This window comes from Pseudomonas sp. RIT-PI-S (assembly GCF_025642975.1).
In the GTDB taxonomy this organism is placed as follows: domain Bacteria; phylum Pseudomonadota; class Gammaproteobacteria; order Pseudomonadales; family Pseudomonadaceae; genus Aquipseudomonas.
In genome coordinates, this window is the sequence record NZ_JANZKJ010000008.1 from 1 (window position 1) to 17045 (window position 17045).

Annotated in this window: 22 protein-coding genes and 1 pseudogene; 10 read left to right on the forward strand and 13 right to left on the reverse strand. The window is 57.1% G+C overall.

The annotated features are described in order from the left end of the window. Positions 1 to 47 precede the first annotated feature (47 nt). The 3 genes from OGL93_RS12685 to OGL93_RS12695 form a co-directional block, all read right to left on the reverse strand. Positions 48 to 536 carry a GNAT family N-acetyltransferase gene (locus OGL93_RS12685; protein ID WP_263263011.1) on the reverse strand — a complete coding sequence of 163 codons (489 nt, stop codon included), beginning with the start codon at positions 534 to 536 and terminating at the stop codon, positions 48 to 50. 110 nt (positions 537 to 646) lie between these two features. Continuing rightward, positions 647 to 820, reverse strand: a complete 174-nt coding sequence (locus OGL93_RS12690; RefSeq protein WP_263263012.1) for a hypothetical protein — start codon at positions 818 to 820, stop codon at positions 647 to 649. A 187-nt stretch (positions 821 to 1007) separates the two neighbouring features. Continuing rightward, positions 1008 to 1316 (reverse strand): hypothetical protein, encoded by a 309-nt coding sequence (locus tag OGL93_RS12695; RefSeq protein WP_263263013.1) that lies wholly within the window; start codon positions 1314 to 1316, stop codon positions 1008 to 1010. A 1592-nt stretch (positions 1317 to 2908) separates the two neighbouring features. On the opposite strand from OGL93_RS12695, the gene OGL93_RS12700 reads away from it, so the two are divergent. Further along, positions 2909 to 4486 (forward strand): anti-phage dCTP deaminase, encoded by a 1578-nt coding sequence (locus tag OGL93_RS12700; protein WP_263263014.1) that lies wholly within the window; start codon positions 2909 to 2911, stop codon positions 4484 to 4486. A 6-nt stretch (positions 4487 to 4492) separates the two neighbouring features. Next, a complete protein-coding gene (locus OGL93_RS12705) occupies positions 4493 to 4759 on the forward strand; it encodes a hypothetical protein (protein WP_263263015.1) in 267 nt (88 codons plus the stop codon). Between the two features lie 192 nt (positions 4760 to 4951). Here the strand turns inward: OGL93_RS12705 and OGL93_RS12710 are convergent, their stop codons facing one another. Then, positions 4952 to 5623 carry an SOS response-associated peptidase family protein gene (locus tag OGL93_RS12710; protein ID WP_263263016.1) on the reverse strand — a complete coding sequence of 224 codons (672 nt, stop codon included), beginning with the start codon at positions 5621 to 5623 and terminating at the stop codon, positions 4952 to 4954. A gap of 93 nt (positions 5624 to 5716) precedes the next feature. Here OGL93_RS12710 and OGL93_RS12715 point away from each other — a divergent pair, with 93 nt between their 5' ends. The 5 genes from OGL93_RS12715 (at position 5717) to OGL93_RS12735 (ending at position 9695) form a co-directional block, all read left to right on the forward strand. Beyond that, positions 5717 to 6148, forward strand: a complete 432-nt coding sequence (locus OGL93_RS12715; protein ID WP_263263017.1) for a S24 family peptidase — start codon at positions 5717 to 5719, stop codon at positions 6146 to 6148. Continuing rightward, positions 6132 to 7409 carry a translesion error-prone DNA polymerase V subunit UmuC gene (gene umuC / locus OGL93_RS12720; protein ID WP_263263018.1) on the forward strand — a complete coding sequence of 426 codons (1278 nt, stop codon included), beginning with the start codon at positions 6132 to 6134 and terminating at the stop codon, positions 7407 to 7409. Before OGL93_RS12715 ends, umuC begins: the two co-directional genes overlap by 17 nt. 5 nt (positions 7410 to 7414) lie before the next feature. Then, a complete protein-coding gene (locus OGL93_RS12725; RefSeq protein ID WP_263263019.1) occupies positions 7415 to 7765 on the forward strand; it encodes a hypothetical protein in 351 nt (116 codons plus the stop codon). A 230-nt stretch (positions 7766 to 7995) separates the two neighbouring features. Continuing rightward, on the forward strand, positions 7996 to 9057 hold the full coding sequence (locus OGL93_RS12730) for an AAA family ATPase (protein WP_263263020.1): 1062 nt from the start codon (positions 7996 to 7998) through the stop codon (positions 9055 to 9057). A gap of 2 nt (positions 9058 to 9059) precedes the next feature. Then, the gene (locus OGL93_RS12735; RefSeq protein ID WP_263263022.1) at positions 9060 to 9695 is read left to right on the forward strand and encodes a HEPN domain-containing protein; all 636 of its coding nucleotides are present in this window, start codon (positions 9060 to 9062) and stop codon (positions 9693 to 9695) included. Positions 9696 to 10648: 953 nt separating this feature from the next. Here OGL93_RS12735 and OGL93_RS12740 read toward each other — a convergent pair. Genes OGL93_RS12740 through OGL93_RS12755 form a run of 4 tightly spaced genes read right to left on the reverse strand, consistent with a single transcriptional unit; the run spans position 10649 to position 12144 of the window. Continuing rightward, positions 10649 to 11299: a hypothetical protein gene (locus OGL93_RS12740; RefSeq protein ID WP_263263024.1), complete on the reverse strand. Its 651-nt coding sequence runs from the start codon at positions 11297 to 11299 to the stop codon at positions 10649 to 10651. A 59-nt stretch (positions 11300 to 11358) separates the two neighbouring features. Then, positions 11359 to 11481, reverse strand: coding sequence for a hypothetical protein (locus tag OGL93_RS12745; protein WP_263263025.1), 123 nt, complete (start codon positions 11479 to 11481; stop codon positions 11359 to 11361). Positions 11482 to 11508: 27 nt separating this feature from the next. Next, the gene (locus tag OGL93_RS12750; RefSeq protein WP_263263027.1) at positions 11509 to 11868 is read right to left on the reverse strand and encodes a hypothetical protein; all 360 of its coding nucleotides are present in this window, start codon (positions 11866 to 11868) and stop codon (positions 11509 to 11511) included. Positions 11869 to 11880: 12 nt separating this feature from the next. Continuing rightward, the gene (locus OGL93_RS12755) at positions 11881 to 12144 is read right to left on the reverse strand and encodes an ogr/Delta-like zinc finger family protein (protein WP_263263029.1); all 264 of its coding nucleotides are present in this window, start codon (positions 12142 to 12144) and stop codon (positions 11881 to 11883) included. Positions 12145 to 12381: 237 nt separating this feature from the next. On the opposite strand from OGL93_RS12755, the gene OGL93_RS12760 reads away from it, so the two are divergent. Together OGL93_RS12760 and OGL93_RS12765 are read left to right on the forward strand one after the other, a co-directional pair. Then, the gene (locus OGL93_RS12760) at positions 12382 to 12666 is read left to right on the forward strand and encodes a helix-turn-helix transcriptional regulator (RefSeq protein ID WP_346659646.1); all 285 of its coding nucleotides are present in this window, start codon (positions 12382 to 12384) and stop codon (positions 12664 to 12666) included. Between the two features lie 105 nt (positions 12667 to 12771). After that, entirely contained in the window at positions 12772 to 12930 is a 159-nt protein-coding gene (locus OGL93_RS12765; RefSeq protein WP_263263032.1) for a hypothetical protein, read from the forward strand. Positions 12931 to 13147: 217 nt separating this feature from the next. Here OGL93_RS12765 and lysC read toward each other — a convergent pair. The 5 genes and pseudogenes from lysC to OGL93_RS12790 form a co-directional block, all read right to left on the reverse strand. Next, positions 13148 to 13327 (reverse strand): annotated as a pseudogene (gene lysC / locus OGL93_RS12770) (Rz1-like lysis system protein LysC); the annotation flags it as partial. Beyond that, positions 13251 to 13673: an Rz-like lysis system protein LysB gene (lysB, locus tag OGL93_RS12775; RefSeq protein ID WP_263263033.1), complete on the reverse strand. Its 423-nt coding sequence runs from the start codon at positions 13671 to 13673 to the stop codon at positions 13251 to 13253. The pseudogene lysC and the gene lysB, both read right to left, overlap by 77 nt. Further along, positions 13670 to 13984 (reverse strand): phage holin, lambda family, encoded by a 315-nt coding sequence (locus OGL93_RS12780; RefSeq protein ID WP_263263034.1) that lies wholly within the window; start codon positions 13982 to 13984, stop codon positions 13670 to 13672. Before OGL93_RS12780 ends, lysB begins: the two co-directional genes overlap by 4 nt. Positions 13985 to 14078: 94 nt before the next feature. Then, positions 14079 to 14528 carry a head completion/stabilization protein gene (locus OGL93_RS12785; protein ID WP_263263035.1) on the reverse strand — a complete coding sequence of 150 codons (450 nt, stop codon included), beginning with the start codon at positions 14526 to 14528 and terminating at the stop codon, positions 14079 to 14081. 129 nt (positions 14529 to 14657) lie between these two features. Continuing rightward, positions 14658 to 15476, reverse strand: coding sequence for a helix-turn-helix transcriptional regulator (locus tag OGL93_RS12790; RefSeq protein ID WP_263263036.1), 819 nt, complete (start codon positions 15474 to 15476; stop codon positions 14658 to 14660). Between the two features lie 195 nt (positions 15477 to 15671). On the opposite strand from OGL93_RS12790, the gene OGL93_RS12795 reads away from it, so the two are divergent. Next, positions 15672 to 17036 carry an APC family permease gene (locus OGL93_RS12795; RefSeq protein ID WP_263263037.1) on the forward strand — a complete coding sequence of 455 codons (1365 nt, stop codon included), beginning with the start codon at positions 15672 to 15674 and terminating at the stop codon, positions 17034 to 17036. Positions 17037 to 17045 lie beyond the last annotated feature (9 nt).

Below are 17045 nucleotides of genomic sequence, written 5' to 3' on the forward strand. Positions count from 1 at the left end.
TGAATTCACTTCCGCCCCCTCGCTGGGAGCACCTAATAGAAGTTCTATTAAAACGCCTCTGGAACCGGCTCGTCCTCTAACCCCAGTTTGTTGAGGTCAAGGAACATCACTGGCTCTTTTCGAGCGTGATTGTCGGCCGTGTCGAGCATCGTGAAGCCGACCTTCTCATAGAATCTCTTGGAGTTGGCCTTTGAATCCGTCACCAAAAAACGGCACCCCACGCTAGGCGCGATGTGATCCGCAGCCATCGCGATGGCGAACTCCATCAACACCTCCCCGATCCCATAGCCGGCAAAGTCTGCGTGTCGCGCTAAGCGGGCAACTTTCAGCGCCGGCATGGAGGGGTAGCGATTGGCGTGCTCGCAGTCATCCAGATGGTACGCACCCCTCAGCTCGATCTCGCTGCAGGTGATGGTGATGTAGCCGATCACCCTTGGGCGGGCGTCCGGCTGTTCCGGAGGTAAGGCTGCTACGTAAGTCACCGCGACATTCGCAGCCTGATAGTCCCAGGCATTTTTTTGAATGAACGATTTCAAGGGCCGCAGACTTTCATCTGGACCCAGGGAGAATTTATTCGATTGGTGGTGAGGGAGGAGCTTTTCGATGAAGTAGTCAACGCCTGGTTGCATCGTGCAATAGAACCGGGTCAGCGCGGACGAGCCGCTTGGGTGCCTAGCACCTGCGCTAGCAGCTTTTTACCCCGAGCATAAGATGCTTTCGCTTGGGCGTTGGGCTTGTCCTCGCGCATGTGTTGCACGAAGCGAATAGCGTCGGCATCAGTCAGCTCAACTCGGCTGAAGGTGTCGCTCTTGATCGCCATATTCGTTTCCTTGCGGTATCACCGCGTTTCCGCTTTGCAATTCTTTGTAGCCGATCCTCGGAGGGGATCGCGGCGCCATCGCCTGCGGAATCATAGAGCAATGGCGCGCTCGTTGATCATTTTCGGGGGGCTCGACAGCAGTGTCAAGGCATCGTACTTCTTGAAACAAGCTGCCGTGAATTAGGAGTTACAGCACTTCGTCCAGCTTAGTGAGCGATTGGGAAAACCTTCCCTGCACCAAGGACAGAAGCTGGTGAAGGGGAGGGGCTGGCAGCAAGCTGCTCTCCGCCGAATTCAATAGCTGGAGGATCAGTTGCATCGTGCCTTCGATGGCGCTCAACGAGTTTCGTATGGATTCGATTTCGTCCAGGTTGTGGCCTAGCGCTTTCACATCGGCGGCAACCTCCTCGCGGGTGGATGTAGGCAAGTCAACCAGCCGTCCGGCCAGGTTGCGCCGTACTTCTGACAGGTGCCTGAGGCATGTAGGGGTGTTCATGACGGTCTCCTCATGTTGTGAGGCTGCCACGAACGTCGCCAAACGAATGGTGGCAGCTGTGCGCAGGTTGGCGAACCGGTACATAAGGAAACCGGCAGACCCGAAGGTCTCCCACGCACAGCCGCCATAAAGCCGATCCGCAAGCACGTGAAGCGCCTGCAATCGGTATGGCGCGCTGATGCGCCTTATGTTGAACGGGTCGCCAAACCCGGCCGCTAACTCCACAGCGGCGGCGCAAGGGTACGAGGATCTCTAGAGGAATGACAAGGGCCTTTGCGGCCCGATGTGGATGAGAAGGCCACCCGGGACGTTGCGCGCGCAATCGTCCCCCCGCCACGCCTGCGGTCTAAACCGACCGTTTTTCCTGCGCCCCTGCGCTTGAAACTGACCTACCTGCGGTTTGGGCTCGAAGGCAAGTCGATCAGGCCTGGCATCGCTGCAAAACCCTGCATCCGAGCGTTCTCTCACTGCATGGCAATGTTGGAATCAGCCGTCAAAAAAGGATGGCCCTGGCAAACAGGTAATTTCGGCAGGTCATCCACCCCAGATCACCTAAACCCCCATAAAGTCGAGCTCAGGAGTGAATTACCTCATTAGGGTAGGGTGGGTATTTTCTTGCAATGGTCCAGGTGAGGCCCTTGATTTTGGGGGGCTCTCTGCCCTAGTCCAATTACCCTTCTTGACGGTAATCGACGTACCTTAACTTACCGTCCTACTTACCTTAGGCCGAACCGGTCAAAGCCTGTCCTTATGGCTATCAGAAAGGTTTCATAACCTCCACCTAACCTAAATTACCCATCCGCCAGTCCCCACCAAATTTTTTAGCCCGTCGGCGCAACGCTTGCGTTGTTAAAAGCTGATCCGCTCATTAGTCCCCTGCGCCAGTCCTTCAGCAGATGCTCGCGCTCGCCTCGCCTGCCCTTGATCCAATGGCATTACGAACTAGAGAGCTACAGATCATCATCGCTATCGACGGCACGGTGCGGCGATATTACGGCCTAAGGCGGAATAGTTGCGGTCATCCCAGGCACCTTTGCCAAAGATCAGGCGTTCCGCATGATGTCGCCGGTGACCTACCTGTTCGGTCCAGCGGTGTTGGCAGTGCGCGGCCAGGTCCGGGCATCGGGCGCATTCGACGGTGCGGCGAAGCTCTATTACGGCTACGACGTTGAGAACTCGTGGACGGAACGCTGCGCAACACCGTCTATTGACCGTGCCAGACCGAGTCAATGCCGGGCACCTTGCGCACGCCTTCGCTGGTTAGGGAGTTGGACGACACTGCCTTGCGGGTGGGTGCGGATCTACGTGAACCCGGCGGTTGCTGGGCGGGATGCACTTTGGGCCCGCCCATCTCTCATGGGTGCGGTTCAGCGTGCCGCGTGATCTAGGGCTAGCGATGGCACCAGCTACAGAAACGCTGCTCTGATGTTGACCTGGGGATTTGAATCCCCGTCAGACGCCCATATGACTAGGCTTGCAACCGTATAGGTGGCATAAGGCTGTCACTCCTCGCTGTATTGTCTCGGCTATGCCATTCTCATGCTTCAGCCGATGTTGCCGATAAATGGAAATCCCATACGGAAGGACTTGGAATGGCCTTACCCATTGCTGCTGCAGCTAATAGCCCTGTTGGAGGCAGCCATGCTGCTTTCGATGATCAGGGCGCTTACCTAAAATCTTTAACTCCAGAAATCGTAATCGCGCTTTGCGGCCCGATGGGTACCCCATTGCATGAGGTAGGCAAAACATTTCAGGAGCTTTTACGAGGCAATGATTTTGGCTATTCAGAAGTCAAAATTTTGCGGCTCAGTGAGCAAATTCGGCGCCTGAAGGGGCTTGAGAATGAAAAATCGATTGAGCGTCTTATAGATGCAGGAAACGATCTCCGTAAGCAATACGGAAGTGCGGTTTTGGCTAAACTAGCAATTCAAGAAATTTTGATTTCTAGAGCAGAGCATCAAGAAGCTCACGATGCTAAACTTCGGGATGAAGACCCGCGATCAGCTTCAGATCCCGACGTTATGATGCCAAGGGCTCCTAGAAAATGTTGTCATATTATCGATTCGATTAAAAATATTGACGAACTGACTCTGCTGCGATCTGTATACGGAGACATGCTTCATGTTGTAGGAGTATATTCTCCTATTGAAATGCGAGTGGAGCGTGTAGGACGGATTAAGGGGCCGGAGGATCAGATTCACCAACTGATTGATAGGGATTCGGGCGAGGAAGTGAAGTATGGGCAGAGTGTTCAGGATACATTTCCCCGCTGTGATTTCTTCCTAAGAGTAGACTCTGCTACTGACTCACAACGCAATACTCGTGTAAGACGTTTTTTAGAGCTGATGCTCGCAACCAAGATTATCACCCCTACTATCAATGAGCGTGCCATGTACGCTGCATATTCTGCAGCACGCAATTCCGCCTGTCTTTCCCGGCAAGTAGGAGCTGCAATTACTAACTCGGAAGGGGAGATACTTGCTACCGGTTGGAACGACGTTCCCAAAGCCTTTGGAGGACTTTATCATACGGTTGATCAAAACTCCTCTACTGACGATGATCGACGGTGTTGGAATATTGAGGGTGGTAAATGTTTTAATGATGATGAAAAGACTATCATCGCCAATGCTATGGTTGATCGATTAGTTGCGAATAATTTAGTAGATGAATCAAGGCGCGTTGATGCTTTCGACATGCTCAGAAAGGATTCTCAGCTGAAAAGCTTAATTGAATTCTCTAGGGCAGTGCATGCAGAAATGCACGCTTTATTGACTGCGGGAGAGACTAAAGGCGGTCAAATAAGAAATGGCAAGCTTTTTGTAACTACCTATCCTTGCCACTCCTGTGCCAGACATTTGGTCGCTGCTGGTGTTAAGGAGGTCTATTTCCTTGAGCCATATAGGAAAAGCTTGGCGACCAGGTTGCACTCAGATTCCATTACGGAGCGTGAAAGCGATGAGTCGAGGGTGAGACTAATGCCTTTCGACGGAGTGGCGCCCTCTAGATTCCTAAGGTTTTTTTCAGCCCATCCAGGTGGCAGAAAGGATCCAAAGGGGGTCATGCATGTACACGAAGCTTCGCCCGTGACATCCATCACGCTTGAGGCTATACATACGCTTGAAGCTTTCACCTTAAGGGCATTAGAATCCGCCGGCCTGAACAAACGGTGACCGGACATGTCTCAAATTGACCTGAAGCTTACGGGGGCCAGCATGGAGCATCACGTCCAACTCTCTTTGGATTTTCACAGCGTTGCAGAGCGGGTCAATGAGTTTCCGACTACTCTCCAGCCCATTCCCTATGCTATTCACCACCGTTTTGAACAGGCGCCTGAGCAGGTATTTTCGAACGTGGTGGCGTTGACTGCTCGAGCTTCCCCTGCCGTTAGTCGTCATAACGATTTGGTCAGTCGGATCCTCAAAAGCGTTCGCTTTTACGGCTGACGTGGGGTTCAGTACTGGGCTGGACCCAAAGCTGCTTAGCCTTTGGCCGGTTGTACGTCTGCAACTGACATCCACCGGCCATAAATCCGATCAATCATAGTCCAGTCTCTATGCTCTATCTCCTGCCTATCCACATTGGATGTTTACCCGCTTATTGCCTGACGGCTGGCGGATAAAGCGGAGGGTCGCCTTTCACCACCCCGGCCCCCTGTCCAACGGCATCACCAGTTGCTCCCCCTGATTCCGGACATTTCCCACCGCCCGATCCACGGCATACCACTCAAACGCCTCGGTCCCCGTTCCCAACTCCCGCGCGATCACTTCCGCCCGCTGCTGAGTGGTCGCCGGGTTCATCCATTCCTTGGCCAGCTCCGGCGCGAGCACGATCGGGCGGCGGTCGTGGATATCGACCATGCCGCCCATGGAGTCGGCTGTCAGGATCACGAACCCTTCGTCCTCCCGGCCGATGCCAGCGAAGAACATTGGCTCACCGCTTTTGAGGTGGATGAAGTACGGCTGCTTATGCTTGGGATCGTCCGCGTTGGTTACCCATTCATACCAGCCCGCCGCCGGCACCAGCAGCCGATGGGGCCAGGCGTCGCGGAAGAAGCCGCTCGAGGAGACGGTTTCGACCCGGGCGTTGATCGCGGGTGGCCGCTTGCCTTTCGCCCAGAACGGCTGCCAGCCCCACTTGATGGCTGAGATCAGCAACCCATTGCCGCTTTCCTGCAGTACGTGAACCTTAGACGTAGGCGCTACGTTGTAGCGCTCTAACGGCACGCCGTCGTAGCCGCTGGCAGCGTTGGTGCCGAGCCAGTCGACGTAATCCGCAACGCTTCGGTCCTGTACAAATCTTCCACACACGGCTGCCACCCATCGTTTTGCCACCATTCTCTTATTGACCCTGTCAGGCGGCAAAGGTTAACTGTATATAAATACAGTAATGCAGTGCTCCCCATGGTTACCATCCTCAGCCCCTTGTCCCCCAGTACGGCGCGCCTGCCGATTTATTCCTTCCGCGTGCCGGCCGGTTTCCCGTCGCCGGCGACCGACCACCTGGAGCGCGCCATTTCGCTCGACGAGCTGCTCAACCTGCGTGCTCCGCACATCTACCTGGTGCGCATCGAAGGCCAGAGCATGATCGGCGCCGGCATCTTCGATGGTGACCTGGTCCTGGTGGATCGCGCCGTGGAACCGGCGCATGGGCAGATCGTGATCGCCGCCGTCAACGGCGAGCCGGTGTGCAAACGGCTGCACCGGCGGGGTGGAGAAGTGGCGCTGTTGTCCGAGAATCAAGGCTTCCCCGCGCGGTACATCCTCGACGGCGACGAGCTGGAGATCTGGGGCGTGGTGACGTTCAGTGTGCGCAGCCATGACCCAAAAGCCTGAGCCCGCCTTCGCGCTGATCGATTGCAACAGCTTCTACGCCAGCTGCGAGCGGGTGTTCCGGCCGGACCTGAAGCGCACGCCCATCGTCGTGCTCAGCAACAACGACGGTTGCGTCATTGCCCGCTCGGCCGACGCCAAGCCCTACGTGAAGATGGCGGAGCCGTACTTCCAGGTCCGAGAGCGGCTGCGCAAGCACGGCATCCTGGCGTTCTCGTCCAACTATGCGCTTTATGGCGAGATGAGCGAGCGGGTAATGACCACCATCGAGGGCATGGTCCCGCGCCTCGAGGTCTACAGCATCGACGAAGCCTTCGCGGACCTGAGCGGCATGACCTGTAACCTGGAGCAACTGGGCCGCCAGGTGCGCGCCCGAGTGAAGCAATGGACCGGCATTCCAGTGGGCGTCGGCATCGCCGGCACCAAAACCCTGGCCAAGCTGGCCAACCACGCTGCCAAGACCTGGCAGGCGCAAACCGGCGGCGTGGTCGACCTCCGCGGCCGCACCGCACGCGAATGGGTGCTCAAGCACTGCGACGTGGGCGAGGTTTGGGGCGTGGGCCGGCGCATGAAAGCCCACCTCGAGCCGCTGGGCATCCGCACCGCCTGGGACCTGGCCAACGCCGACGCGCGGGCGCTGCGCGGCCAGTTCAGCGTGGTGATCGAAAAGACCGTGCGCGAGCTGGCCGGCACGTCGTGCCTGGAGCTGGACGAGGTCGAGCCGCCAAGGCAGGAGATCTGCTGCAGCCGCATGTTCGGCGAGCGCCTGACCCAACTGGCGCCGATCCGCGAGGCCGTGGCCAGCTACACCTACCGCGCCGCCGAAAAGCTACGTAGCCAAGGCTCGCTGTGCAAGAAGATGCGCATCGCCATCCGCACCGGCCTGTTCAACCCCGACGAAGCCAAGTACGCCAAGGGCGTGGTGGTCGAGCTGCCATACCCCACCGACGACGTTCGGGTGATGACCAAGGCCGCGTGCGAGGCGCTCGAACAGCTGTACCGGCCAGGGTTTCGCTACAGCAAGGCGGAGATCCTGCTGATGGATCTACGCCAGCGAGGCGAGTACACCGATGATCTGTTCGCAATCACGCAGCCCGCCGCAACGGAGCGGCTGATGGGGCTGCTGGACGAGATCAACGCCAAATGGGGCAGGGGAACGGTGCGCACGGCGTCCGTGCCGCTGGAGCCGGATTGGGGGATGCGGCGGGAGTTGATGAGCCAGAGCTATACCACCCGCCTGGATCACTTGATGAGGGTGAGGTGAGCGTTATGTATTTCTTGATTGCTCCGATGTTCGAACGCGGCGTCCATCGCGACTGGAAGGATATTCGACGCGCTGAGCGAGTAACAGGCGATATTCAAATTCAGGACTGTCCGTTTAATCCAATGAAACGCACTTCGCTGACAGCCCGCATTTTAGGCTCAGGTCCCCTTTCAGATGATCAGATACCGCCGCTTTATGATGTGCAGATGGACGGCATGGCCACGCTAGGATTCGTTTTGAAGGGCTTTGAAATCATCGACGGGGTGATGTACCGCCAGGCTTGGCATTGCAAGGATGATCCGAGAACGGTTCGTATGATTGAGGTGGCGATATCGGAGTTAGGAAGCTTAATCTAAAAGAGAGGGGTACTTAAAGGGGCATGAAGAGGAGCTCAATACGAGCTGCATAGAAACCGCGACGACGTACGCAGGTGATGCCGGCGGATAGCGGAACAAAAGTTCGCTAAACCTCTTGACCAATTGAAGGTAATGCGCTAATAAGATTTGTAATATTTCTTGTGACTCCATAGGATATTGTGCGGAGAAAACGTTGTTCTTCGCGAAAGGATTTAATTCAAGGATCGCTCATGAAAAAAGTTGCAATATTTAATCATAAAGGTGGAGTTGCTAAAACTACCATGACTTTTCACCTGGCTTGGATGCTTGTCGAGCGTGGGAAGAAAGTTATGGTGGTCGATTGCGATCCTCAATGTAATCTTACGGGAATGTTTATTAATGATATGGAGGAAGAGTACCCGTTTGAAAGCACTGCCGCACAGCGGCCACGTAACCTAAGGGATGCAGTTAGGCCAGCCTTTGAATCCCGGCCTTATATGATTCAAGCTGCAGAGCTGGTAGAGTCTCCGAAACGCCCAGGATTATATTTGCTGCCGGGACATGTTGGGCTTTCAGAGTACGAAGGCCAACTATCAGTCGCGCACGAGTTAAGCAGTACGTTGTCCGCGCTGCAAAATATACCAGGTGCGCTACATCACGCCATTCAGAAAACCGGAGAAGCCCATAATATAGATTATGCTTTTCTAGATATGAGTCCAAGTCTAGGGTCAATAAATCAAAATTTGTTTGTAACGAGTGACGCCTTTATCATTCCGATGGCGCCTGACCTATTTTCTTCCATGGCTCTGAAATCCCTGGCAAGGACACTTCCGAAGTGGGTTGAGTGGGGTAAGAAGGCAGCAAGCAACACTATATTGAAATCGGCTGATTATCCATTCCCGCAGACTTCTCCAAAATATCTGGGTGCATCGGTCCAAAACTTCAGGAAGCGGTCCAGAGGTGGTGAAGAAGCAAAACCAACCCAAGCGTTCCAAAAGTGGTTTGACGCTTTGGGGCAAACGTTGAGTGGAGAACTATTGGTAGCCCTGAGCGAAGCGGGAATGCTCCTACCAAATTCAGTATATGAGACGGCCAATGCTTTACCGGATAAATTTATCATGGAGATCGGTGCGCTAGATGGTCTGATAGCAATCGCTCAAGAATTAGGTAAGCCGGTGTATGCCATAGATTTAGAACAGGATACGGATTATGCTGGTACTATTCTGACGAACTATCAGATAAAGGTTGATGGTATCAGAAGTGGATTTCAAACGGGTGCAGATAAGATTGATAAACTTCTTTCGGCAATTTAATCATGGAACGATTCAATAGTGCGATAGCCGTCTTTCAACACGCTGTCGAACGCGCGCGACAAATGGTCAGCTTATATGACGCGTTAGTAGCTTTAAGGCCACGTGAGCCTGCTAACGATGATGCATTAAGATCCGCATATTTTCAGGTGGTAAGCTCCTTTGATTTTTTTGCACATGAAATTGCTGCTATTGAAGCAAACTATCGGCTGTCTAAAAATATTCGGACCAAGAAAATTTCGGTTCCTATGGAGCTAATGGTTATAGTGAATGAGGAAGAAAGAATAGCCGCGGCTGATTCATATCTTAGACAGCAAAATTCCTACCGGGCATTTGTCGATCCAGGAAAGCTTGCAGAACTTCTTTCTTGTTATTGCGATGAGCCTTGGAAAAAAATTCATATTTCTTTTAATGATGGAAAAAATGAATCAGATAAGTTGGGGCTGGAGGAATTAAAAGGACAGCTTAAGAATATTTGGAGGCGGAGAAATCAAATTGCTCACGAGGCCGATGTAAATCCTACGTTCGCTGGTATCGGCTTATGGCCCATAGATAAAACTGACACTCAGTTTACAATTGATTTCATAGTTGAGTTAGGAAGATTTCTTCCAATGGTGATTTCGACTGAGTTTGATGCTTAAAGGGAAGAAGAAAGGGGGAAGTGATGCAGGTACCGAAGCGCGATTGTCTTGGCGTAGCTCAGTACAGCTCAGATTTAACCGAACAGTTTCTCTAAGCTGTGCATGAAATTTGTCTTGATTATATAATCTCCAGGTATTGGTTAATCCAGTCTGTCGTCGTTATAGTTTTGGTATGTGCCGCCGCTCTGCTTTTGTAGGTGGATGGTTATGTGGCTTGCAGCGGAAACATGCTCAAGATTGTTTAAAGCAATGGTTTGTTGACTTACCTTGGAGCCCCCTTGGTCTTACGTACTGATTTGTGATCAATACATGGAATTGCAAAGCGAGGCTCCGCCGTTTTAATCCAAGCTCGGCCTTGGAAAGAGCGCCCAATCAATGGCGTGGCATTTAGTGGGGACGTGTAAGGAACGCGGGCAGTGGTAAAGAATTGGTACAAAGCAAGGACGGCAAGCCCAAAGCCCCCGGCAGCCGCTACCCGCCGCGAGACACCGTCCAATCCATCATCGGGGCAACGCTGAAGCGCCGGGACAGCGCAGGGCGCGTGGCCGTTGGGTTAGAGGCAGTTTCGGAGGTCATCTGAAAGGTCTGGTTATGGCTCGTTTGCACTCTGCCGTCAGCGGGTTTTCAAGAGATCACCGGTACGGTGTACCAGACAATCCTCATGTACCTGTGACGCTTGGCATCCTTCTAAAACGAAAAAATGCAGTAACAGCTTAGGGCTGTACGGCGCGAGTGTCGGCTGGTGCGGGATGAGAGACCAGTCTATCAGGAAAGCAAACCCCCTCGACTGCCCCCAGGCTGCCAGTGCACCTCCTTAGCAGCGATACGGCTGTTACTGGTCAGGTGGTACACCCCCGACTGGGTCCCGATCCCCGAGGACCGTTGAGCGGCACTGCTGGCGGGCCTTCCGGGCGAATCATTGCCAACGCGCTGAGGCAGGATCTCCAGGGCATTCACTCTGGGGCCGCCAGTCCATTCAAGGCGGCCTCGTACTCGGCGAAGCTTATGACCGTTGCCTCCCCGGCCCAGTCGATGCTTGGGTCGCCGCGCTCGGAAATCTTCTGCGGGCTTTGCTGGTCGTGCCTGAACCCCAGCAGGATGTATGCCGTCTGCCCGCACGAAAAGAACCGACCGCCCCATAACGCAATGCTACCTAGGTGAATGCCCAGCGCTTTCCATACTTCGTTCGCGTCGATCCGCTCCGGACAGTAAGCGGCCCATAACTCAAGCAGGCGGTCGTGCTCGGCATAAATAGCCTCTGGCTTGACCAACTGCATGCCCCTGGGGATTTTTGGGCGCTTGCGCAGCGTTCGGTAACCCCATTGATCGGGCCGGCGCCAGTGCCGGTCCAGCTCCACGCCACCGGTCAATTGCACCCCGCCAATGTAATGGGCCTGTAGCCAGCGCATCGATGACACCGGCCCGCCTAGCTTTTGTGCCAGTTGTAGCCGCGCCTGATGGAAGCTCGCCACTTTCTGTTCCCACGCTTGCACCGTGGCGACTACAGCGGGCGCATTGGTTCGGCAGCAGGTGCGGTAAGCGCTGGACATGACCTGATCGGTGATAATCTCTGCGTCGCTAACGGCATTGAGCTCTATTTGCATGGTGTACTCCTTGTATCGTTGGCAGGCGTCGGGTGTTGCCGCACCCGGCGCCGCCCTGGTCAAAGTTGCAGCAGCTCGAAACCCAAAGGCACGGCGTAAGCCAGGGCGAAAATCAGCCCGGCCATGCCTACCGCTTCGCCAGCCAAGGCCAACAGGCCGGGTTCGTCAGGCGGTTCGTTCATCCAGGGGTTGCTCCTTATCAGGGCGTGTCAGTTCACCAAGCGCAGGTGGCGGCGGCCCGGAGCGGCGAGGATCAGCCGGACGATGGCAGCCACGGGGACCATGTACGTCAGCCCGCTGGCCGAATCCGTCAGCACGGCCAGCGAATCGGTGCTGTTGGCGAGGTCCAGGCGGTAGCGCCCGTCGGCCCTGCGAAACTCGCCATAGGCGCGGCCGGCGATGACATGAGCCTGTTCTGCTTCCACGCCGTGGTCATGCTGCAGGTGAGCCGCGGTCCGGCTGAACAGCGCTTGGTCGCAACCGGGATGCGTGTTCCGGTGGCTTTGCAGAAAGGCGAGGGCGATGCCCTGCATGGTGCTGTGAGGGTCGTGTGGCGCGCTGAAGGTCATGGCAATCGCTCCTCAGTCCGCTGTAGGGGCTTTGGCGACGTGGCGTCGCGCTTTCGAACGTGCCGCCCTGGGAGAAAGGGGTAATTTGATGCCTGGGCTGGGCATCCCCGATGGGCTCAGCTCATGGGTCATTTCAAATTGAGCCCGGCATGCCCAGCCGCAGCGCTCGTTGAGGCATTGCAGGTACGCCACACGCAGAAAAAGATGCACGCCATCGCTGGTGCGGATACGCATTCGCGCCTGGCAGTGGGGGCATACCAGTTTATAAACGCTCATGCCGCCTCCCTGGGGCGCACGCCGCGCTGGCTGGGGAAGTCGCTTACCGAGGCTTCTGACGTCTGAATCCGCTCGTGGGCCGACCGGCGTGCTTGCTCACTGGCATAGGTCATAGGCATATTCCGTTTCGTGTGACTGTTTGTGCATTTAAGTAGACGATATTCAACGAATGTTGAATCGTCAAGCCGTGGAGTGATCGCTTTGTTGAAAATCGGTGACCGGTTGAAGGAAGAAAGGGTGCGCCTAGGCTTTAACCAAGCGGACTTCGCTGCGGTAGGCGGCGTCGCCAAGACCAGCCAGTTCAACTACGAAAAGGGTGATCGCAGCCCAGACGCCGAGTACCTGGCCAAAGTGCTGGGGGCCGGCGCAGACATTCTGTACATCGTGAGCGGCCAGCGAGTCCCGCCGGCGGCCAGCCTCGATGCGGCCGAATCATTGCTGTTGAGCCGCTATCGCGCTGTGGGCGCGCGGGATCGGGACACCTTGAACCACATCCTGGAGCGGATGGTCGCGGCTAATTAACCGCCTAGGCCATTAGAGTAATATTTTGTCAGGTTCCAGACTTTTCTCGGCTTGCGGCGCTGCCTTTAGGCGTTCAATCCAGTACCTCCATCCAGGAATAGGTACATGCGGGAGAAGCAAGAAAACCAAACCGTCGTCGAGCCGGAATTCAACAAAACGGAACGAACGCTTATTCACCTTTACCGGCAGTTGCCCCTGCAAGATCGTCGCTACCTTCGGAGGGTAGCGCTGATCATGGCAAAGGCTGCACTGAAGCGTTCGTAAGACCCCCTGGCACGGTTACTGGCCAAGAGGGTCGCTGTTCACTCATAAGCAGGAGCATGTAATGGAATCAGTCAAATTTTACTTATCCACCTTTGATCATGTTGACTTCACGCACTGGGGGCCCGCATACAAAGCTGGCGGCCCCGCTAACAAACCCTCGGTGCTGGCGGTAAAGCCAGGCCGGCACCGGTAGCGCTCGGCGCACCCCGGGCGCCGGCTATTCAAGGGCGCGTTGCTGATGGTCCACGATCATGTCCAGTTGTGCCGCGCAACGCGCCCAATCCGCTACAGCGGCATCCAGCGCGGCTTGCAACTCGCCGTTATTGCGCGGCTGGCTCGCGCTCAGCGTGCAGCGCACCACGGCGGGACATCCATTCACGATAGGCAGCGGCACCGCTGAGGGCGGGACGTTGGTGCAGCCCACGAGCAAGCTCAGGCAAAGGCTGGCCAGCCCACTGGGCCAATTCGGTATTTTCACGTTTCAGCTCCTCGATCAAACGCTCGCGTTCAGTGGCCAAAGCGGCCAGTTGGTGATGCTCGCGGCGCAGCCGGGCTTGTGCCCTGCGTTCGGCCTCGAGGGTGTCGCGAATGGCCCTCAAGGCGGTTTCGCTGTGGGCTTGGGCCATTTTCGCCGCTTGGGTGCGAGCCTCGCTGGCGCTGCGTTCAAGGGCATTGAGGCGAATGAACAGCCCCAACGTAAGCAGCAGGCCCAAACCGTACAGGGCTTGGCGCAGCAGGCTCATGGTTTGCTCGCCCGGCGTACGAAAAAGCGCAGGGCGAGGGCGCGGATGGCCTCGACCCCGAGCAGCCCGATCATGCCGCCGAAGAAGGGCGCTGCGCTGCTGGCAATGCCAAGTAATGCCAGCCCCGAGCAGCCCGCCAGGGCGATCGCGCCACACAGCAGCGCTTCTAGGATCATGCGGCGCCAGGTGCCCCCGCCATAGATAACGCGCAGGCCGGCGATCACGCCGGCGAGTGTGCCGGCATACAAAGCGGTCCAATGCTGTTCCAGCCAGGCAGCCAGCCAGGCCCAGTCTTCCGGTTTGTCTGGCATGTTCGGGATCCTTCCAGGTGAGAGGTTCAGGTCCACGGCTATAGGTGCGCCTGCATCGAGCCGATGGAGCGTGGTCAGGCAATAGCCGGTTCGTTCAAGCGGGCTCAACCCAGGCGCAGCTGCTTCCTTGCAGCTCACTCAAGGCTTGGCGATAGGCCCTGCGGTAGTCATCCGCGGCGTGCGTGAGCGCATGGGGCCGGCGCTGACCGTCGCCGATGCCATCGTCGGTACGGGCGAACTCGCATAACCGAGCGCCCGCCGCGCAGTACAGCGCGCGGCGGTACAGCAGCAGCCATACGCTATGGCCATGCAGACGCTCCGCGGGTACTTCTGCGAGGGTGTTGTAGCCTTCAGCACGCCAACCCTGTTTCAGAGGCCGCAGTTCGCGATTAAGACAAAGCATGGCGTCGAGCACTGCTTGCTCCAGCCGCACCGGCGTCACATTGGCAGTCAGCCCCAGCACCGTGGTGACGGCCTGAGGGTCGATGTCTGGCCAGAAGCCGTCGTTGTCGAAGGTGGAGTTGGCAGCGATGAAAGCACTCATATATTTCCTCCTTGATCGGGGGTGGCCTTGGCGCCTGGGCGGCGCGGATGAAGGCCATGGTCGCGATGAAGGGCTGCGTGGGGCAATGAGCGCGAGTTGTAGGGGCGTACGGCACAAAAGCAAAGCAGGTCAGCTGCGCTCGCTATTGTCATCGGCCCCCGGTAAATCCAGCGACTGGATGAACAGCGAGAACAGCTCCGGCTGCGCGGAAATATCCAGCTTGGCATACAGATGGCGGCGATGAACCTTGACGGTTTCTGGGGAAATACCCAGCCGCTCGGCCATGGCCTTGGACGAATACCCCCGCAGAATCAGCCTTGCCACTTCCAGCTCCCGCTCCGACAGCACCTGCGTGCCAAACCGCTCGAGTGCGTCGCCCACAGAGGGCCGGGTGCCCTCCCAGCGGGTGGCAGCAATTCGCTGGCGGGCGTGTGTCCAGTGCTGCTTGAGCAACGCCAGCACCCAGGGGGCGCACAGGGTAAGCCTGCCCAGATGGTGGAGGCTAAAGGTTTCGTGCATGCCCAGCGAGAGCGACAGCGTCCCTTCGCCTGGCAGCTGCAGCACGTACTGCACCTCATCCTCGAGCACGTGGTCGTGAAAGTAATTGAGGTAATAGTCGGTCTGGTGGAAATGATCAGGGGCGACTTCCTCAAGCCGATAAAAGCCGCTGGCGATGCCTTCCCGGGCCGCCTGGTAGAAGGGGTCTAGCAGGTACAGCCCGTCCAGATAACGAATGCTCGAAGCAGGCCCGGAAAGGGGCATGGCATCGTACTCTTCAAGGGCCACAGGGGCGGCTGAATCCGAGTAGAAGGTCGCCAAGGCATTATCGAAGGGCACCCAGTGCCTGAGCAGCAGCACCAGCTGTCGCCAGAAGCGGGGGCCGCCAGCGTGCTCGACGGTGCGGGCCAGGGCCATGTGCATCGCGGGTATTTCAAACAGGCTGTTCACGGGCCGCCTTGGTGCTTCAGGGCGTTACAGTACCTACCGTTTGGCCCCGCGTTGTCAATGGGGGTACCCCCATAGGGGAATTGTTCCCCCCGTCGCAACTTCCTACAGTGCTGCCCATCAAGCGCTCCCGTCGAGGGCGCCCGATTTCAGTCTTCGTTCCTGCCTCAACGCCAATAACAACCCGAGGGTAACGATATGACGGCTCCCGTCCCACAGGCGTCCGCGCTCAAGCCCACCTTGAGCGTCGCTGACGTGGTTGCGATCACCGTGTCATCCGTAACGCCGGCAAGCTCCGTGTTTGTGATAGCCCCATTCGCGATTCAACAGGCCGGTACGGGGGTCATTTGGGCCTTCGGCCTGGCGGGGGTGCTGGCGCTGATGTTCGCCTATTGTTATGCAGAGTTGGGCCGGGCCCACAACACCGCCGGTGGCGAGTACGTCTTCGCCAAGCGGGTATTTGGCGGCATGGCCGGGTATGCCACTTTCCTCACCGTGCTGGCCATGTTGTTGTTCATCCCGCCGGTATTGGCGACCGGGGCCGCGACCTACCTTAACGCGGCGCTCGGTACCCAATTCGATAGCCAGGCGGTGGCGCTGGCGATCGTGGTCCTGAGTTACGCCATCGGCATTCTGAACATCAAGCTCAACGCCTGGGTCACCGGGCTGTGCCTGTTCCTGGAAGTGGCCGCGCTGATGGTGATCGTGGTGCTCGGGTTTGGGCATGCTCAACAACCCGTGAGCGCACTCTTGCACCCTCACGTCCTCAGCGGTGGCGTACTCAGCGCGGCGCCCTTTGCCCTGGTCATCGGTGCCATCGGCACGGCGCTGTTCTCCTATAACGGTTTCGGCGGCGCAGTCCTGCTGGCCGAAGACATGCGGGACGGCGGCCTGGGCGTGCCCAAGGCCGTGTTGTGGTCGCTGGTGCTGGTGGTAGCGATCGAGATCATCCCGATGATTGCCCTGCTGGTGGGCGCGCCTTCGCTGACCGAGATGCTGGCCAGCGCCGACCCCATTGGCTACCTGCTGACCGCGCATGGCAACGCGACCCTGTCACGGTTGGTCAGCGCGGGTATTTTCCTGTCCGTGTTCAACGCCATCGTGGCAATCGTCATCCAAAGCGGGCGAGTGATCTACAGCAGCGGCCGTGATGAGGTCTGGATGCCGCGGCTCAACCGGGCCTTCACCCGCATCCACCCGAAATGGCAATCGCCCTGGCTGGCTACGCTGTTCCTGGCAGTGCCTTCGGCGGTGCTGACCTTCAGCTCCAACCTGGCCGAACTCACCTCGTTCACGGTGCTGTTGATTCTGCTTGTGTACCTGATCGTGGCCTTGAGCGCGCTATTCAGCCGTGTGCTGCGGCGCGACCGTGAGCACCTTTATCGCATGCCGCTGTGGCCACTGCCTGCGTTGCTCGCCACGGTAGGCGCCGGCTACCTGCTGTTCACCCTGATGGGCGAGGCCTCGAGCCGCGACATCATGATCATCATCGGCATTCTTTGTGTGTCGGTGATCCTTTACGGAACCTACGGGAAGTTAAGCCCGGGCTTCCAGAAACTTTGAGTGAGGACA

What these genes read in the sequence shown, in the direction of transcription:
- OGL93_RS12690 (WP_263263012.1), bottom strand. Translation starts at nt 820, where the DNA reads ATGGCGATCAAGAGCGACACCTTCAGCCGAGTTGAGCTGACTGATGCC.
- OGL93_RS12695 (WP_263263013.1), bottom strand. Translation starts at nt 1,316, where the DNA reads ATGAACACCCCTACATGCCTCAGGCACCTGTCAGAAGTACGGCGCAAC.
- OGL93_RS12700 (WP_263263014.1), top strand. Translation starts at nt 2,909, where the DNA reads ATGGCCTTACCCATTGCTGCTGCAGCTAATAGCCCTGTTGGAGGCAGC.
- OGL93_RS12705 (WP_263263015.1), top strand. Translation starts at nt 4,493, where the DNA reads ATGTCTCAAATTGACCTGAAGCTTACGGGGGCCAGCATGGAGCATCAC.
- OGL93_RS12715 (WP_263263017.1), top strand. Translation starts at nt 5,717, where the DNA reads ATGGTTACCATCCTCAGCCCCTTGTCCCCCAGTACGGCGCGCCTGCCG.
- umuC (WP_263263018.1), top strand. Translation starts at nt 6,132, where the DNA reads ATGACCCAAAAGCCTGAGCCCGCCTTCGCGCTGATCGATTGCAACAGC.
- OGL93_RS12725 (WP_263263019.1), top strand. Translation starts at nt 7,415, where the DNA reads ATGTATTTCTTGATTGCTCCGATGTTCGAACGCGGCGTCCATCGCGAC.
- OGL93_RS12730 (WP_263263020.1), top strand. Translation starts at nt 7,996, where the DNA reads ATGAAAAAAGTTGCAATATTTAATCATAAAGGTGGAGTTGCTAAAACT.
- OGL93_RS12735 (WP_263263022.1), top strand. Translation starts at nt 9,060, where the DNA reads ATGGAACGATTCAATAGTGCGATAGCCGTCTTTCAACACGCTGTCGAA.
- OGL93_RS12740 (WP_263263024.1), bottom strand. Translation starts at nt 11,299, where the DNA reads ATGCAAATAGAGCTCAATGCCGTTAGCGACGCAGAGATTATCACCGAT.
- OGL93_RS12745 (WP_263263025.1), bottom strand. Translation starts at nt 11,481, where the DNA reads ATGAACGAACCGCCTGACGAACCCGGCCTGTTGGCCTTGGCTGGCGAA.
- OGL93_RS12750 (WP_263263027.1), bottom strand. Translation starts at nt 11,868, where the DNA reads ATGACCTTCAGCGCGCCACACGACCCTCACAGCACCATGCAGGGCATC.
- OGL93_RS12755 (WP_263263029.1), bottom strand. Translation starts at nt 12,144, where the DNA reads ATGAGCGTTTATAAACTGGTATGCCCCCACTGCCAGGCGCGAATGCGT.
- OGL93_RS12765 (WP_263263032.1), top strand. Translation starts at nt 12,772, where the DNA reads ATGCGGGAGAAGCAAGAAAACCAAACCGTCGTCGAGCCGGAATTCAAC.
- lysB (WP_263263033.1), bottom strand. Translation starts at nt 13,673, where the DNA reads ATGAGCCTGCTGCGCCAAGCCCTGTACGGTTTGGGCCTGCTGCTTACG.
- OGL93_RS12780 (WP_263263034.1), bottom strand. Translation starts at nt 13,984, where the DNA reads ATGCCAGACAAACCGGAAGACTGGGCCTGGCTGGCTGCCTGGCTGGAA.
- OGL93_RS12785 (WP_263263035.1), bottom strand. Translation starts at nt 14,528, where the DNA reads ATGAGTGCTTTCATCGCTGCCAACTCCACCTTCGACAACGACGGCTTC.
- OGL93_RS12795 (WP_263263037.1), top strand. Translation starts at nt 15,672, where the DNA reads ATGACGGCTCCCGTCCCACAGGCGTCCGCGCTCAAGCCCACCTTGAGC.